Source organism: Pseudarthrobacter sp. SL88 (assembly GCF_026672455.1).
In the GTDB taxonomy this organism is placed as follows: Bacteria; Actinomycetota; Actinomycetes; order Actinomycetales; family Micrococcaceae; genus Arthrobacter.
The window spans coordinates 797,707-812,473 of the sequence record NZ_JAPPRD010000001.1 but is presented as its reverse complement, the minus strand read 5'-3'; the positions used below and the strand labels follow the sequence as shown (position 1 = coordinate 812,473).

The 14,767-nt window shown below is 61.3% G+C and carries 10 protein-coding genes and 2 pseudogenes; 5 read left to right on the top strand and 7 right to left on the bottom strand.

The features are described from left to right. Positions 1-25 precede the first annotated feature (25 nt). The 7 genes from OVA06_RS03675 to OVA06_RS03645 form a co-directional block, all read right to left on the bottom strand. Positions 26-2,476, bottom strand: coding sequence for a hypothetical protein (locus tag OVA06_RS03675; protein WP_268156399.1), 2,451 nt, complete (start codon positions 2,474-2,476; stop codon positions 26-28). 6 nt (positions 2,477-2,482) lie between these two features. Then, positions 2,483-3,181 carry a peptidoglycan-binding protein gene (locus OVA06_RS03670; RefSeq protein WP_268156398.1) on the bottom strand — a complete coding sequence of 233 codons (699 nt, stop codon included), beginning with the start codon at positions 3,179-3,181 and terminating at the stop codon, positions 2,483-2,485. Between the two features lie 230 nt (positions 3,182-3,411). Next, positions 3,412-3,564 (bottom strand): hypothetical protein, encoded by a 153-nt coding sequence (locus tag OVA06_RS03665; RefSeq protein WP_268156396.1) that lies wholly within the window; start codon positions 3,562-3,564, stop codon positions 3,412-3,414. 272 nt (positions 3,565-3,836) lie between these two features. Then, positions 3,837-4,316: a hypothetical protein gene (locus tag OVA06_RS03660; RefSeq protein ID WP_268156395.1), complete on the bottom strand. Its 480-nt coding sequence runs from the start codon at positions 4,314-4,316 to the stop codon at positions 3,837-3,839. Positions 4,317-4,692: 376 nt separating this feature from the next. Continuing rightward, entirely contained in the window at positions 4,693-5,988 is a 1,296-nt protein-coding gene (locus OVA06_RS03655) for an O-antigen ligase family protein (RefSeq protein WP_268156394.1), read from the bottom strand. Positions 5,989-6,698: 710 nt separating this feature from the next. Beyond that, on the bottom strand, positions 6,699-7,232 hold the full coding sequence (locus OVA06_RS19670; protein ID WP_326493569.1) for an acyltransferase: 534 nt from the start codon (positions 7,230-7,232) through the stop codon (positions 6,699-6,701). Positions 7,233-8,053: 821 nt separating this feature from the next. Then, the gene (locus OVA06_RS03645) at positions 8,054-9,301 is read right to left on the bottom strand and encodes a MinD/ParA family ATP-binding protein (protein ID WP_268156392.1); all 1,248 of its coding nucleotides are present in this window, start codon (positions 9,299-9,301) and stop codon (positions 8,054-8,056) included. Between the two features lie 1,401 nt (positions 9,302-10,702). Between OVA06_RS03645 and OVA06_RS19765 the strand changes: the two are divergent. The 5 genes and pseudogenes from OVA06_RS19765 to OVA06_RS19760 all read left to right on the top strand — a co-directional run. After that, positions 10,703-10,987: pseudogene (locus OVA06_RS19765) on the top strand (Wzz/FepE/Etk N-terminal domain-containing protein); the annotation flags it as partial. A gap of 255 nt (positions 10,988-11,242) precedes the next feature. Continuing rightward, the gene (locus OVA06_RS03640) at positions 11,243-12,298 is read left to right on the top strand and encodes a polysaccharide biosynthesis tyrosine autokinase (RefSeq protein WP_442793573.1); all 1,056 of its coding nucleotides are present in this window, start codon (positions 11,243-11,245) and stop codon (positions 12,296-12,298) included. After that, positions 12,288-12,989, top strand: coding sequence for a CatB-related O-acetyltransferase (locus OVA06_RS19665; protein WP_326493568.1), 702 nt, complete (start codon positions 12,288-12,290; stop codon positions 12,987-12,989). The genes OVA06_RS03640 and OVA06_RS19665 overlap by 11 nt, the downstream gene beginning before the upstream one ends. Continuing rightward, entirely contained in the window at positions 12,986-13,846 is an 861-nt protein-coding gene (locus tag OVA06_RS03630; RefSeq protein WP_268156389.1) for a glycosyltransferase family 2 protein, read from the top strand. The genes OVA06_RS19665 and OVA06_RS03630 overlap by 4 nt, the downstream gene beginning before the upstream one ends. Before the next feature lie 491 nt (positions 13,847-14,337). Continuing rightward, positions 14,338-14,677, top strand: a pseudogene (locus OVA06_RS19760) (transposase); the annotation flags it as partial. Positions 14,678-14,767 lie beyond the last annotated feature (90 nt).

The following is a 14,767-nucleotide window of genomic DNA, read 5'->3' as shown; positions in this document are numbered from 1 at the left end:
GCGCAGCGAAAACGCCGCCGCAGGGTCAGCCGGCTCCGGACGTCGGGGCGACCGTCTCCCCCGTACCCGAACCCAGTGTGGGTGCCGGAGTCGCATTGTCCACGGACGACGTCGGCTGCCCACCTCCGGCAGGCTGGCTCGCCGGTGCGGTGGGTAAGGGAGTCGCGGCCGGGGCGGGGGCGAACGTCTCGGCAGGTGTACCGGCCGGAGCTGTGGCCCCGCCCGGGGCAGGCGAGGACGTAGAGGCTGTGGAAGGCCCGCCACTGGGCCCGGCGGTGGGTGGAGTGGTCGCAACAGATGTGCCGCCCGCAGCCGGAGAACCCTTGACGATGGCCGTGATCTGCTCCTTGAACCCGTTGAGGGTGGCCTGGATTTCGGAGAGCGGGACGTCGCGGATGTTCCGGCCGTACTCGGCAATCTGCGCCCAGAGCGCCTCAAGCTGCTGCTTGCTGTCCCCGTCCAGCGGCCCGTCGAGTGTCAGGACCAGCTGGCTGGCCAGGGCGTACGTTAGGCAGTCGAGGCAGTTGTAGTTGGCCGCCGCGGAGAGATTTTCCGGCACGATCACATCCGTCTGCCCCACCACCAGGACCACCTGGAACCCAACGGCCACCGCCGCGCAGCCCGAGCAGTTGGCGAACGCGTAGGCCTCGTTGGCAGTGGTGACGGGTGCTCCGTCCTCCGCCCACACCAGCGCGAACGCCACGCTGTAGGCAACGGAGCCGTCCGTGGTGTTGACGGCGAGCGCCTGGTTCGCGTCGGCTTCCGGGGCGGCGGGACGGTCGAACGGGAACACCCAGGACGGCGCCGCGGGCGCCACAGCAGCATCCGTGCCGCCAGTGGGGGCAGCAGCAGGCTCCCCCACCGGCACCAGCACCATGCTCAGCTGCGGGTTGTCCCGCGTGGGCTTCGTGGCACCGGCCGGCCACAACGCCACCGCCTGCCCGGTGCCGCCCGGCCGCAGTTCCCCTGCGTCGCGGACGGGAAGGATGGCGCGGGTGGCGTCCCCCAGCGTCCCGCGTTCGTACGCCTGCACCGGACGGTACGTCCCGCCGTCGGGCCACCATGCCCAGGCGAGGCCGGCCAACAAAGCACCAACCAAAGTCATGGCCGCGGTGCGCTGCAGCGCCTTGCCGCGGGTCTTCTTCCACAGCCCGGTGACCAGCTGCCGCAGCAGCCGCACCACGATGTACACCAGCCCCAGTACCGGGATGGCCACAATGACAATGGCCACCGCCCGGACGGCGGCGCCCAGAACGTCCCCGCTGGCGAGCGACGCCCCCAGCATCTCCTGCTGCTTGCCCACACTCGCCCAGCCCGTGGCAAGCAGCCGCGGCAGTGACAGCACCATCATCACCATGCTGAACAGCAGCACCGGGACGGTTACCAGCACCCACACGGTGACCACGGCCCGCGCCCACGGCTTGAGGACTTTGCTTTCCGGGTTTCCCCACCGCCAGGGCAGGATCCCCAGGAGGGTGGGTTTGATGCGCTGGAAGAGGTCCGGGACGCCGGTGGCGTCGGCCAGGATGTGGTAGCCGTCGTACTTCACCAGCGGGATGAGCTGGCGGACCATCTGCAGGATCTGCGTGACCACCACCAGCAGCAGCGCGTCGAAGCCGGTAGCCCACCACAGCCCCATGATGGCCACGGCAACGATGGCGTTGAAGTACAGCCCGCCCAGGTCCGTGCGGATCCTGCCGCCGCGGCCCAGGCGGTAGGAATCGGTGACGTCGGTGAAGAACGCCGGCCACAGCAGGTACAGCCCGGCGCCCATGGCTCCCGGCGTTGCACCGCCCTTGCGGGTGGCGGCGGCGTGGCCGAATTCGTGGAAGCCGGCGGACAGGATGGTGACGGCGAGGATCAGCAGCAGCAGGGCGGGCTGTTCGAACGCCTCATGCGTGGCCGAGCCGAGCCCCTTGACCATCAGCACCCACCAGCACGCGGCCAGGAACGCAGCCGTCACGGCCACCACCAGCAGCGGGTGGAACAGCACGGCGAACGGGGCGGTGATCCTGCGGGTGCGCTCGGGATCGGACACGATGTAGCGGAACCGCAGGCCCAGCAGCGGGTTGGACTTCCTGACCTCCGGCTGGCTGCCGTCCGCAAGCCGGAGCACACCCATCGGCAGCAGCTGCGAATCCATCAGGGTCCGCACGTTGTCCGCGCTGACCAGCCGCCCGGAGCCTTCGCTGACGTGCCGGGCGATGCCCTCAAGATCCTGCGTCCCGTCGGCGGCCTCCAGCACCAGGTACAGGAGCCTGGTCAGCTGGAGGGTCTGGCCGTCGGCGCGCCGCACCAGGGCGGGCGGTTCGCGGTAGCCGGACCCCTCTGCGGTGCCCATCAGCTGGACGCCGTCGGCGCGGGCGGGAAGGTGGGCTCCCGCCGTCGTCGTCTGGCCCGGCGGATCCTGGGCAACGGCAACGCGCGACGGCGGCCGGCCCGCCTCGGGAGGCGGGCCGCCGTGGGGCTGGGTCATTTTGGCTTACTGCTGCAGGTCGGACTGCTGGCCGGCGGTGGCGTCGGCGGCGCCGTCGATGTGCTGCGAGATGGTGGCGCTCTGGTCCGAGATGGCGTACGCCTGGCTGTCGATGGAGCCGATGTTCGCGGCCACGGCGGCGTCGATGGGTGCGGCCACGTTGGCGTTCGCGGCCACGGCACCGTTGATGGGCGCGGCGATGGCGGCGTCGGCGTCCAGGTTCACGTCCACGTTCAGCAGGTTGCCGTTGAGGGCGCCGGCTGCGTCGGTTACGGGGTCGGTCATGGCATCGGTGCCGGGCAATGCGGAGACAGCATCTGCCGCTCCGTCCGTGGTGCCTGCGTCCGCGGTGCCCGTGCCGGCGGCATCAGTGTCAGTTGCGCCGTCGCCCTGCCCGATCACGCTGTCCTGCTGGGATTCGGCGGTGGCGTCAGCGGTGATGCCCTGGTCAATCGCGGCGTCCTGGGTGGACAGTGCCTGCGCGTCCGAACCGTAGGAGAGGATGTTGGCCGAAGCTGCGGCGTCGATGGGCGCGGCCACGTTGGCGTTGGCGGCGACGGCGAGGTCGATGGGCGCGGCGGCATTGATGCCCAGATCCAGGTCCGCGTTCAGGTCCAGGACCGATGCCACTTCCTTGTCCGGCAGTGCGGTGGCCTGCTCCTGCAGGAGTTCTTCGTCAGTGAGGGGACGCATCTGGTTGTCCATGCTTGAAAAACCTCCGGTGCAGCGCGGGTGCTCTGCCCCCAGCGGGCAGCCCGCGCTCCACAATACTAAGCATGATTAGCAGTTTTGCGAAGGGAAGCTCCTTTCGGCGCACAAAATCCATACCGCGGCCCAGATAGCGTGCGCGTCAACGAGCATGAGCAGCGAAAACGAACCTGCAGTCCCACCGCAACAGGCCCGCGGACAGCCGCATTCCCGCGCGTGGAACCGCGCTACAGCCGGTGCGCCGACGCGTCACCCCAGTACTGGTAGCTGTCATAGCAGTCGCGGGAGCAGAACACCGCAGACGGCGTTGGAAGCAGGGCCAGCCCGCAGTACCTGCAGGTCGGTTTGGGTCGCAGGATCTGCTTCACGATTCTCAGCATGGTTGAAGGCTAAGCGCTCGATCCGCGCCTGTGATGAGTGGACCGATACTTCACTTTTGCCTGCCGCTATACCTGCCCTGGCACCGCTCGCCGGCGTTCACACGAGCAGGGACGTACGACGGCGGCGCTGCGGGTTCCGGGGCCCCGCACCACGGCCACCTCTTGGCTCAGCGTCCCCTTGCCCTGTCCCCTAAGGAAATTCGGGGTAGCCGCGCGGGCACATTGAGTAAAAGGTTGCCTTGTGAAGGCCCATCCCTGAAATCACCGTGTGGCTAGTGGACCGGTGGCTGAGGCGACGGCGGATTGGCCGGCACCGGGATGAGGACGGCGGGCACGGAGGGGGCCAGGAATTGGGCCACGGTGGCGGGGGCCGCTTCGGTGCCGCCGGTGGCGACGGCCACCTTGCTCAGGGTGGCGGCGGTGCCGACATTCTGGACGGCGTGGAGGTAGTCCAGGGTGAGGACCAGTTCGTGTGCCGTGAGGTCCGCCGCAGTGACGGGTGCGTCCAGGGTGAGGGCCGCGGCTGCGGGTGCTTCGAGGAGGGCGCGGCCCTTGGCCGGGACGCGGTGGCGGGCGAGCTGCTGTCCGGTCTGGCCCGGGAGGGCGGACACGGAAGTAGTGGACGCCGGCACTGCCGTGCCGTCGGTGTGCGAGGCCGGGACGATGGTGCGGGCCGTTGCCGGGGACGCAGCGTTCGCGGCGGGTGCTGCGAAGAGGAAGCCGGCGGAGAGCATGGCGGCACAGGTGAGCACGGGGCCCCTGCCCTGAGCCGTGAGAGCGTTCCCCCAACTTCTGCGGGCCAGTTCAAGGCAAAGCGGTGGCTAGGCTCAAGACTTGGTCAAGAAGTGGTGTTTGACGTCACGGGGGCTAGAACCAATGCCGACGTCTTAGGACAGGCAGGACCAATTTAATCTCAGCACCGCATGAGCCTGACAGCGTGCGCACCGCAAAGAAAGATTAGCGCTCAGTGCCGTACCGATCCCAGCAAGCTGACAGTTATCAAGAACTTGAGGGCCAGCCGTGGCCAAATCTATTCCACAGCGGCCGTACCAGAAACACGACTAGCCCATCGGCTCAGGTACCAGCGGTATCGCGGTGAACAGCATCCAGAACCTCTATCGGATTCCTCTAAGGCAAAGTCCGTCTGTTGGGGCGGGCATCGGTCAGTGGTAGGGCCTTGTGCGCAGTTCCGGTCACATCCTTGACGTCACTCTGTTCTTTGTCAAAGTAGTATGCGGTACCAAGCATCAAGCCAAAGAGCAGGCCCGTAGGAAAGCCGTTAGGCATAGGCGCAACGGTGGATACGACCGAAAAGGCAAGGGTCACGGCGGCGGCGATCGCCAAGTTGGGCTTGCTTCCACGCAAAGACTTGAATACCGGAATGGCAACCAGCAGCACGAAAGCAGCCAACAGGACTATGCCTCCTTTTAGCAGCAGCCAGTAATAGTACTGGTGGGCATAGTAGGGCGCGGTGGTGGCGGTGAAATAGTCACTCGGGCCGTAGGGGGCCTTGTACGCCGCGCCGAAGCCATAGCCAAGGAAAGGAGCTTGGGCAATCATCGGGAGAATTTGCGCATTCTCGTCCACTCTGAAGAGCGCGGAGCCGTCCGTTTCCAGACCGCTACCGCTGAGTCCGCCGAGGACCCGTTCGTTAAAGCCGTCCAACTGTTCCTGGAGCCATGGAATATTGAAAAGTGTTACTGCGGCGGTCACGGCCAGCGCTCCGGCCGATGCAAGGCCGAAAAGCCGCCCCACCCCCGCCACTCTCTGACCTAATGAACCGGCCGCCAAGAACGCCCAGAGGAGGGCAATTCCCAGAGCTAGGATGTTGTTTCGGCTGAACGACAGGAAGATGATGGCGATTGCAGGGAGCGCCAGCGGCAGCACCTGGCGGAGCGTTACCTTATGAGTTGCAAGCATGGCCAACGCAGCGCAGGCGACGGCAAGGGCGAAGTACGTTGCCGGCGTGATGAGCCTCTCGGCTCCGACTGACGCCCCAACCAACGAAGCCACTTCACTTCGGCCGGTGAGTTCAAGGCCACCCAAGGAGCCGGCCAGTGTGACAAACAAGGAAGCCCATAGAATCCATTTGCTAGTGCGGACTAGCAAATGGAGTGTCGTAAACCGCAGGACGTTGGCACCTGCCAGAACACCCAGAAGCACATCGATCAGCGGCCTGATGTCGCTGATCAATGGGATCTTGGAATTGCCTTTCTCGATCCCGATTAGCACCGCGCCCGCCGCAGCCGCAATGAAGAAAAGAAGGGCCCGTGGAAAGACGAGTCCCCGCCGGGAGAAGCCGAGAATGGCAGCGCCGATCAGGAATGGTTCGAAAAGAAATAGCCCTCCCACCGGCGTGGACAGGGTTCGTGGGACGAAGGCGGGAAGTGCAAGGAAAGCTGCAATAAAGGTCAGGTGGAACATCCATGCAGGGCGCTTCCAAAGCAAGACGCCCCACAGGCCTATTCCCATCAAGCCGGCACCAACAAGTGGCTGCCACAAGAACAATAGAGTCATGATCAAAGTGGTGACGGCAGCTGCAGCTACCCAACGCAGATCTTCCCCATTTTTGTGCACGGGCGTAAGAATATCCCACCCCTCCAAATCGCCGTGTTCCAGGTTCGACGGCGGAGCGAGGGCTACCGCGTTATCGGCCGTTGGCTGACGTATCTACAAGCCAGGCATCACTCGAATAACCGGCAACCCAGCCCCTCGGCCAAACTGCGCCTATGTGAACTCCCTAGACGGTGAACGGTGCGGACAATATCTCTACCGTCGCCGTGGGCCGCACTCTCGAAAGGCCCCGATGCCACCGGCAGGATAACGCAGGCGCCACAGTATGCCTCGAAGTTGCCGATAGGCCGGGCGCCTAGTGCAGCTTGGATTTCCTGACCAGCAAAGCGAGTAAATCAGGCTAAGCGGACGCGGTCTGCACACCCAGAGTTGACTCACGTGCCCGTGTACGAGTTTAAAGAACCTCGGACCAACCACGCAGCCCCCAGTTTGCCTCGCCGTATCGGCCGCTACTGCTCCGGCAAGGCAGGGAACGGCAGTGCGAACTTGTGACCTTCTACTTGAATTCACTCGTCGAACACGGCAAGGCCTGTTTCGGCGACCATCGCCGCCAGCCCAATCTAGACCCAGTTAGAGATGCTCCCGCGAACAACCGCAGGGTTGCCGGAAACGACAGCGTTTGCCGGAACATCCTTGCTGACCACGGAGCCAGCACCAATAACAGCACCATCTCCGATGGTCACACCCTTTAGGATGATAGCCCCTGTGCCAATTAGAACGTGGTCTCCGATCTTGATGGGCCGTGTTTTAGTGGACTGTCTGCCATCTGCGTAAGTGATTCTGTGGAAATCGGTGTCAAGAATCTGGACGCGCCAGGAGAACTCGCAGTACTCCCCAATGGTGACACTGCTGGCAACATTAATCACCGATTGTGCGCCAATTCGAGTCCCAGCGCCGATGTGAAGGGAAGCAGGTTCGGCGCCACCGGCCACGCCAACGAGCGTCCCCCTCCCAATGGTCACCTTGCCGCCAGTGGTTATGGACCCGCGTGACAGACGGAGTTTCGCTGCACGGCCCAACCGGATGTGCTTGTGTCCGGCAATTCTCCCGCGGACGACGCTCTCAATCGTCTGGACTTTCCCCCGAATATTCATGTCACTAATACTATGGGTCGTAAAACCCACAGGTGTAACACCTCGCAGCGTCTTCGCCCAGCTTGAGTCCATGCGAGGCACGCCAGAAGAAACGAAGACCGGGTTTGGAGCGAGGTCGAAGTCGGAATTGCTATGCCCGGAGTCAGCGGACATACTTTTGCCTCCAGAGATTACACCCCGTGGACCGTGGGCCATAGGGTCGCCCACCCATTACTGCGACGTCTATGTGGAAAATTAGATCCCGCGGGGTGGATCCGCGGCGGCAATCGGTGGCACCGGCAAGCCCCAGCGGTTCCGCTGTCATCTCAGATACCTCCCGCCTCCCAAATATCCGGGCTTAGTCCTCGGTTTGAGGGACCGTCGATGTGCTCACCCTGCAGCTCATGACCTCGCCCGTGGTGCCCTAACCGTTGCGCCATGACTGCCATACCGTTCTCGCCTCAGCTGCGGTTGACGATACGCAGGATTTGTGTCAACAGGGCAGCCCATGACAAGGAGACCCCATCCTTCGACGGACAAGTCGCGCCCAAAAAAGATTTTCAGCTGATCAGGTAGTGTTCCTCCGGCCCGGAAGGCTGGTCCCCCGCTACCTTTACCAAGCCAAGTTTGCCCGCCCCTGTCTTGAAACCGATCACCGGAAGCAGCACCACGGCCAACCTATTGATGGTGCAGTGAAGGCTGCAACTTCCGTCAGCCCCTGGTTGTCTTGACGACGCCAGCGCCGGCTTCCAACATGCTGCGAGGTTAGAATCCTGCTCAGCAAATTTCCACGGTAGTAGCTGCTCGTCTTTGGGGCACAGCGCTAGTGAAGACTTCGTCCTCTACTGGTACCCGTCCACGATCGCGGCGGCAATTTCCTTGTACGCCCGCCGGGTCTCCGGCTTCAGAACGTCTAGGGTCACCAAGTCACCGTCTGCAACACCTCGGTCATGCGGAACCGCAATGAGCTGGCGGCAGATCCCCGAGAGGTGTTCTTCGATAGCTTCTTTGTCCACCCTGGACGAAACTTCGTCTTTGTCGGTAATCACGACAATGGCGTTCCGGGCCAAGTCCTCATATCCGTGGCCGGCCAGCCACTGCAGTGTGCTGCGGGCACGCTTAGCGCCTGACACCGCATAGCCTGCTGCGATGACGAGATTGTCCGCCGATTGCAGAATCCCACTCATCGCATTGTGCGTAACGCCCGTACCGCAGTCGGTGAGAGCAATGGAGTAGTAGCCGGAGATGAGCTTCCGGATCCGCAGATACTCCTCGGCGGTGAGCGAGTCCGAGACTTCCGGGTCCTGCTCCCCCGCAATTAGGTGCAGCCGGCCAGCGTGGTGCATGTACCGGGCCAGCGCGGTCAGGGAGTCGATGGACTCGATGTTGTCGAGCAGGTCTGTGATGGTCCGGGGACTGGCCTGCTGGTAAATGCCCTCTCCCAAGGCGCGCTCCACGAGGTCGCCCGAGTCCGGGTTGGCGTCGATGGCGCAAGGCGCATCGCCACGGAATTCGGCAAGAGTGAGGCCGACGCCCACAGTGGTGGAGGTCTTTCCTATGCCGCCCTTAAGGCTCAGGATGGCGGTGTTGTAGCTGCCCTGAAGCTGCCGTGAGATACGGCGGGCAAGTTCGTCCTCCTGGCGCTGCTTGGGTCCAGGTCCCATGTTCCAGGAACCCCCGGTCAGCTTGTACATGGCGCCGCGGAAACCGCCGACGGGCCGCGGTTTCTGCTCCTTAACGAACAGGCCGGGAGCGCTGATGAAGTCAGGCGCAGGACTGCCTGCGATGGCGTCAGCCACTGTCGGACGGCTTCGGCGGAAGGACGGAGCATCAGGGGCAATGGCCGACGGCGGCGCGGAGACTTCCTTTTCGGCTCCGGCAGCGGTGGCGTCAACGGGTACAGCGGAAATGGGGACGTCGGCTCGAACTGCGGTTTGCGCAGAAACCGGTGGCCGCGTCGGGGCCGCTGGCCCGGGTGCGACGGGCTTAGCTGCGTCGGCCGCTGCCGCCGCTTCGGCCCAGGACGAACGGCGCGTCGCCGGCCCGCTGGCGTCGTTCTTGCGAGGCGTGTTGGGGGTTATGGCTGGCATGGTTCCTGTCCAGGCATCCTTAATTGGGCCATCGGCGCGACGAACGTCGCGGCGTCGGCGCAACTGCGGCTGCCCTGCATCTTCTGCTGGGGCGCCTGCATTCTGATCCGCCGGTTGTGGCATGTCTGTCCCCCCGGACGCTCGGCAAACTGTTCTGCAGCACTAGTTCAATGAGCAAGTCTAGGTGCTTCATCGAGTTCGCTCGGCCACACGGTCTAACTAGAAGCGAGTGAGCGAGAATGAAACCACCGCAACCGTAAGGATCAGCAGAACGGTGAGAATGGCATAACCAATCCATTTCGGCCGGCCTTTGTGGGGATTGATGTCGACATAAGGCATGGTCAGCGCTGGTTACCTCGGGGTGCAGGCCGGATCGGAATGGTGAGAGCACGGCGCTTGAACCGCAGCATCTGATAGAGAACAGCGAAAGGAATCATTAAGGTGCCCAGCAGGGCGCACAAAGCGAGGGCAAAATCTGTGAACGCCACAAGAACCTCCATTGGTAAGCAGTGCTCTCATTCTCACAGAACCCAACCATGTGACTGACCTTTTGACAAGTTGGTCACTGAATATCACGCCGGAAGTTATACCGATGAGCATCAATTACAGGCTCTATCGAGAGTCCCACCCTAGGAGGCCTCAGAATGCGGAACTTTCGGACTGACGTGAGCGTTAGCGGTTGCCGTAGGGTCTTCTGCCAGCAGCATTTGAACGTCCGCACTGCGGACGCCGGGAGCAGCCGAGCGACGCCAAGCTTCATGATGCTCTCGCTGAACATAGGAAATCGACCCGGTCAAAGATAATGGTCGGGGGGCGAACCCGCACCTCTTGCACTTACGGTCCGATCATTGAATTTTGGGGTTCGTCCAACCGCTACTGCATGAGAGCCTTCCGGGTAGTTAGCAGTACAAGCCTTTGAGCTTTGCAGGCAGGTGCGGCCCGGGGTGAGACTAATGGCTCGCCGCGACAGCCGCGGCTACCTTCGCGTTTCCCTGTCCCAACGCCTTAAACATCCGGCCTGCCGTTGCTGTCCCGCTATGCTTGCAAGGCGGCTAATCACTGAGTCTTGTGGCTTACATCACCGGCATCCAGTCATCGCCACAGGGTAACCCGAACTCGAAAGGTCACCGACGGCCCCCGGGTCAAAGCGGCACTTTTCCAGGAGATATCGCAGGGTCACGCGACTTACGACGGACGGGTCTCTTCACTGGTTCAATCCTGCCCGCGACGTAAACCGCCCGCGCCTCTCCCCATGAACCGCCGCCAGACGCACTTACCGGCGTCGTAGCCGACCGAAAGCTGTCGGCAAGAATCGGTGGCTGGCTCTGCATTGAAGGCCTACGCGAGTGATGAAGCACGTTGCTATGAGAGGTCCGGAATGGAAACAAACGACAGGTAAGCTTGGACCTAACCGTACGAAATTGCCGTTCCGGTGGTAGGCCAACAGGCTGTCCTCGGATTTCGACACAGGGGGACCCCGGTTTGGATTTACGTGACTACCTGCGCCTTTTGACGCGTCACTGGGCAACGATCACAGCATCGACGCTAGTGGGTCTTCTACTCGGTGGCGGGGCATCAGTCCTTGCCACCCCCATATACACAGCTGAAACCCAACTATTTGTTGCGATCCAAAGCTCGGGGTCGGTCCTCGAACTCCAGCAAGGGAACACCTTTAGTCAAGCGCGAGTTCAGTCATACGTTAAGACAGTAGGGTCGCCGCTTGTACTTCAGCCAGCAATCGACGCCTTAGGGCTGTCCGTCACTCCGGAACAGCTCGCCCCACGGGTGAAGGCCAGTTCAGATGTAAACACGGTACTCATCAATATCTCTGTATCCGATGCGTCAGCAGTTCAGGCAGCAGCTATAGCGCAAGCCGTATCAAACAGCCTCATTAGTTCGATTGACTCCCTAGAACGCCCCAAGAATGGCGGGACCTCCCCCGTGGGATTGTCAATTATTAAACCAGCGACGGCACCTACTGCTCCGTCAGCCCCAAACACCAAGACGAATCTCGTCATAGGTCTTATCGCGGGTCTTGCTATCGGGGCTGCTGTCGCGCTTCTACGGTCTAACCTCGACAACCGCATTCGCGGCGAAGCAGACTTGCGCCGCGTCACAGCCGCCCCCCTCCTCGGAGGCATCGCTTTCGACCATGCCGCCGCTAAGCATCCGCTACTTACGCAGGCTTCTGCGCAAAGTCCTCGGGCCGAGTCTTTTCGGCAGTTGCGTACGAATCTCCAGTTTGCCAACATCGCTGGCCACGCCAAAACGATCTTGGTTACTTCCTCGCTGCCAGGAGAAGGCAAAAGTACAACAGCCACGAACTTGGCCATCGCTATCGCCCAAGCGGGAAATTCTGTCTGTCTTGTCGATGCCGATTTGAGACGACCGATGGTGAACGAATACTTGGGCTTGGACCGCAATGCTGGCCTCACAACGGCCCTTATCGGAACTGCCGGTATCGATGATCTGCTCCAGCCGTGGGGCGATGATGACCTCTTTGTCCTTACCTCAGGTGCCATTCCACCCAATCCAAGTGAGCTCTTGGGATCCGAGGGAATGAAAAGCCTCATAAACGCATTAGAAGAAAGCTTCGACACAGTCATCATCGATGCTCCTCCGCTGCTACCAGTCACCGATGCCGCTGTTCTTTCGCAACACGTGGGTGGGGTTGTCGTCGTCATCGGCTCCCAGAAGATCCGACAGCCGGACCTGGTGAAGTCCCTGAGTGCGTTGGAAATGGTTGGTTCAAACGTCCTAGGCGTGGTTCTGAACAGGCTGCCAGTCAAAGGCCCTGACGCCTACTCGTATACCTACTACAGTTATAAAGATCCCTCTGAACTAACTGTTCGAGCCAAATTTCCAACTAAGCGTCAGAGGACCGCAACCACGCGCCAAGCAGCGCAGGATGCCGAACGTTTAGAGCGCGACTCTCCTCGCCGAATGGCTGCCGCTTTTCCTTCTGACCAAATAGGGGCTGATTCCCATGGGAAGTAGGACACTTGAAGCTCGGCCGAGAGAACTCGACCCCGCAGGGCAAAGCATAAAAGCACACGCCATGCGTCGTTCGGTCCTCGGCAAGCTGCTTTGCCGGGCCTACACTCGCGCGCCGTTCAAGAATCGCCTTCTAGGATTGGTGGTACGGCTGGAAGGAGGCGATATGTACTCATTGAGCCTCCGCGAAATCCTGGAGACTCACCACGGCGTAACGGCAGGCAAATTCAGTTACGGATCGCTACTTAGCATTGGTCACGCCGATCGACATACAACAATCGGGAACTACGTCTCTGTAGGACCAAATGTGCGAAGATTCGGCGCGGCACACCCTCTGAATCATGCGGCTCTGCATCCGCTTTTTTACAACCCAGCACTCGGCCTCGTGCACGCCGACGGTGACGTAGACCGAACTTCGTGCAGAATCGGCCATGACGCGTGGATCGGCGCTAATGTTACGATCCTCCCAGGCTGCAAGAGCATTGGCATGGGATCTGTCGTTGGGGCAGGCAGCGTGGTTACCAAGGACGTTCCAGCCTTTGCCATCGTAGCGGGAAATCCGGCCAAGATAATTGCCCACCGGTTCACGGACGACCACCAGGCGGACATTATAAAAGGTGAATTCTGGCGGCTCGAACCCTCGCAGGCCGCTAGAACCGTCTCGGAACTGAACTCAAGGATGCGATCCAAATGACGGAAACCTATTCTTCAGTGGCAGTTGTGGTTGTGCACTACAAGAGTCCCGACTCGCTTGCCGCAACAGTCCGGAATCTGCGACAGCATCTTCCAGCCGACCAAATAGTTGTAGTGGATAATTCGGCGTCTTTAGACCGGGAGCAATTAGATCAAGTAATCGTGTTAAGCGACGGCGATAATCGTGGGTACGCTGGAGGCGTAAACTATGGCATCAAGTATGTTTCTAACAATATGCCCCATGCCAGCGAAATACTGGTTTGCACACACGAGACCCTATTCCGCGACAATGCTCTCCAATCTCTGTTGACCACTGCGTGTTCATATCCCCAGGGGCACATTGTGGCTCCACGACTTGTCACAGCTGACAAACGGGGTAATGAAATCACATGGTCAAATGGGGGATTTTATACCTTTCCCTTCTTATATCCAAAGCACGCCACACGTCCGGGCGCCTCTGCTCTGCGTACTGCGAGGTGGGTTGATGGAGCCGCATTCCTAATCGACTTAGACACGTGGGGGAAACTCGGCGGCATTCCCGAGGAATTCTTCATGTATATGGAGGACGTCGCTCTGGGAGAGCTCTGCCGCAAGCATAAAATTCCAGTTGTGGTGGATCAGAGAGCCGTTGTGGAACAGACTGCCAATGGACCCAGCCGTCATTTGGCCATAAGGAATCGTGTCATGCTTGCAAAGCGGTACATGGGTTTCCCTAGGGGGGCCGTTGTGCTGTTCGATGTTGCACTTCGTCAGGTTTTAATGGCCATTCACCCATCGAATGTGGTCCGTCAAAAAGCCGCGGAGAGCCGGTCGGCTTATCACGAGGCAACGAAGATTATCAGCGATCTGCAACACTGATTCAGTGAACTCGACTCTTGTCCCGAAAAGACCACAGGGCCAACCTCCCAGCGGGAAATGACGCCAAATCTATAAGCATCAAGTGTCCTGGGCTTTCCGGACCGCAATGAGGTAATCGCTGCCACGCACGGTTTCCTCAGTGAATGTCTTTCCTTTGCTCAAACGCGGCACGCCGAGGCGCCACTCAACGGCTTGCTACACAGCCTCTGGAACAACCTGCATGACCGGGGTCCGGGAAAGTTTGCGCGCAGGCGGTTGCTGACTGGCGGGGGCTCCAGCGTTGCTGTAGGTGCTCGCGCACGAACTCCTGCAGCTCCGGGTTGGCGGCGATCTTCCCGGTCCGTCGTGTCGGTGATGGTCGAAAACTGAGCCATAGTGACGGCTTGGCGTCTAGTGGTCGTTGCAACACCTGAGCGTTTAGGAGTTGCAATTGGCAGAGATGAAAAGACCACGAAAGTCCCGGGGCGCCCCTCCAAAGAACGCTGCACGCTCTGAAGTCCGGGGACATCAAAAAGGTTGCTCCCATCTCCCATAAGAGGCCGGTCGTTATTTCCGCCCGGTTTCTCTCTGAGTCGGAACGAATCACGATCGCAGGACCTCTTGCATGCCGGGCGGAGCATTCGAGCCATCGCCATGGAACTCGGGCGCAGTCCGTCCACGGTGAGCCGAGAGATCCGCCGCAACACCCACGAACCCTCCGGCAACTACCGTCCGAGGACAGCTCAGCGGAGTGCCGAGCGTAGACGGAGCCGCCAGCGGACCGGCCAGATCGCAGCCACCCCGGAGCTGCAAGAGTTCGTACGTGAACATCTGAAGCAACGCTGGAGTCCCGCCAGATCAGCACTGTTGACGCCAACCAAAAATAGGGCCAGAAACGCCAACTGAAAATGTGTGGTCCGGGGACATCCCTGACAGTCCGTT

Excerpts from the sequence above, each read along its gene's own strand:
- OVA06_RS03675 (WP_268156399.1), bottom strand. The coding sequence starts at position 2,476 with ATGACCCAGCCCCACGGCGGCCCGCCTCCCGAGGCGGGCCGGCCGCCG.
- OVA06_RS03670 (WP_268156398.1), bottom strand. The coding sequence starts at position 3,181 with ATGGACAACCAGATGCGTCCCCTCACTGACGAAGAACTCCTGCAGGAG.
- OVA06_RS03665 (WP_268156396.1), bottom strand. The coding sequence starts at position 3,564 with ATGCTGAGAATCGTGAAGCAGATCCTGCGACCCAAACCGACCTGCAGG.
- OVA06_RS03655 (WP_268156394.1), bottom strand. The coding sequence starts at position 5,988 with ATGTTCCACCTGACCTTTATTGCAGCTTTCCTTGCACTTCCCGCCTTC.
- OVA06_RS19670 (WP_326493569.1), bottom strand. The coding sequence starts at position 7,232 with ATGAATATTCGGGGGAAAGTCCAGACGATTGAGAGCGTCGTCCGCGGG.
- OVA06_RS03645 (WP_268156392.1), bottom strand. The coding sequence starts at position 9,301 with ATGCCAGCCATAACCCCCAACACGCCTCGCAAGAACGACGCCAGCGGG.
- OVA06_RS19665 (WP_326493568.1), top strand. The coding sequence starts at position 12,288 with ATGGGAAGTAGGACACTTGAAGCTCGGCCGAGAGAACTCGACCCCGCA.
- OVA06_RS03630 (WP_268156389.1), top strand. The coding sequence starts at position 12,986 with ATGACGGAAACCTATTCTTCAGTGGCAGTTGTGGTTGTGCACTACAAG.